This is a genomic window from Streptomyces sp. Ru71 (assembly GCF_002920535.1).
Taxonomy (GTDB): domain Bacteria; phylum Actinomycetota; class Actinomycetes; order Streptomycetales; family Streptomycetaceae; genus Streptomyces.
This window is the reverse complement of sequence record NZ_PQSS01000176.1, coordinates 1-907: the sequence shown is the minus strand read 5'-3', so window position 1 is coordinate 907 and position 907 is coordinate 1. Positions and strand designations below refer to the sequence as shown.

The 907-nt window shown below is 57.7% G+C and carries 2 pseudogenes; both read right to left on the bottom strand.

Annotation, left to right across the window (positions count from 1 at the left end):
• Positions 1–289 (bottom strand): annotated as a pseudogene (locus tag C3489_RS38090) (hypothetical protein); the annotation flags it as partial.
• Positions 290–338: 49 nt separating this feature from the next.
• Positions 339–907 (bottom strand): annotated as a pseudogene (gene lacI, locus C3489_RS38080) (DNA-binding transcriptional repressor LacI); the annotation flags it as partial.

Below are 907 nucleotides of genomic sequence, written 5' to 3'. Positions count from 1 at the left end.
CCGCCATGCCGGCGATAATGGCCTGCTTCTCGCCGAAACGTTTGGTGGCGGGACCAGTGACGAAGGCTTGAGCGAGGGCGTGCAAGATTCCGAATACCGCAAGCGACAGGCCGATCATCGTCGCGCTCCAGCGAAAGCGGTCCTCGCCGAAAATGACCCAGAGCGCTGCCGGCACCTGTCCTACGAGTTGCATGATAAAGAAGACAGTCATAAGTGCGGCGACGATAGTCATGCCCCGCGCCCACCGGAAGGAGCTGACTGGGTTGAAGGCTCTCAAGGGCATCGGTCGAGATCCCGGTGCCTAATGAGTGAGCTAACTTACATTAATTGCGTTGCGCTCACTGCCCGCTTTCCAGTCGGGAAACCTGTCGTGCCAGCTGCATTAATGAATCGGCCAACGCGCGGGGAGAGGCGGTTTGCGTATTGGGCGCCAGGGTGGTTTTTCTTTTCACCAGTGAGACGGGCAACAGCTGATTGCCCTTCACCGCCTGGCCCTGAGAGAGTTGCAGCAAGCGGTCCACGCTGGTTTGCCCCAGCAGGCGAAAATCCTGTTTGATGGTGGTTAACGGCGGGATATAACATGAGCTGTCTTCGGTATCGTCGTATCCCACTACCGAGATATCCGCACCAACGCGCAGCCCGGACTCGGTAATGGCGCGCATTGCGCCCAGCGCCATCTGATCGTTGGCAACCAGCATCGCAGTGGGAACGATGCCCTCATTCAGCATTTGCATGGTTTGTTGAAAACCGGACATGGCACTCCAGTCGCCTTCCCGTTCCGCTATCGGCTGAATTTGATTGCGAGTGAGATATTTATGCCAGCCAGCCAGACGCAGACGCGCCGAGACAGAACTTAATGGGCCCGCTAACAGCGCGATTTGCTGGTGACCCAATGCGACCAGATGCT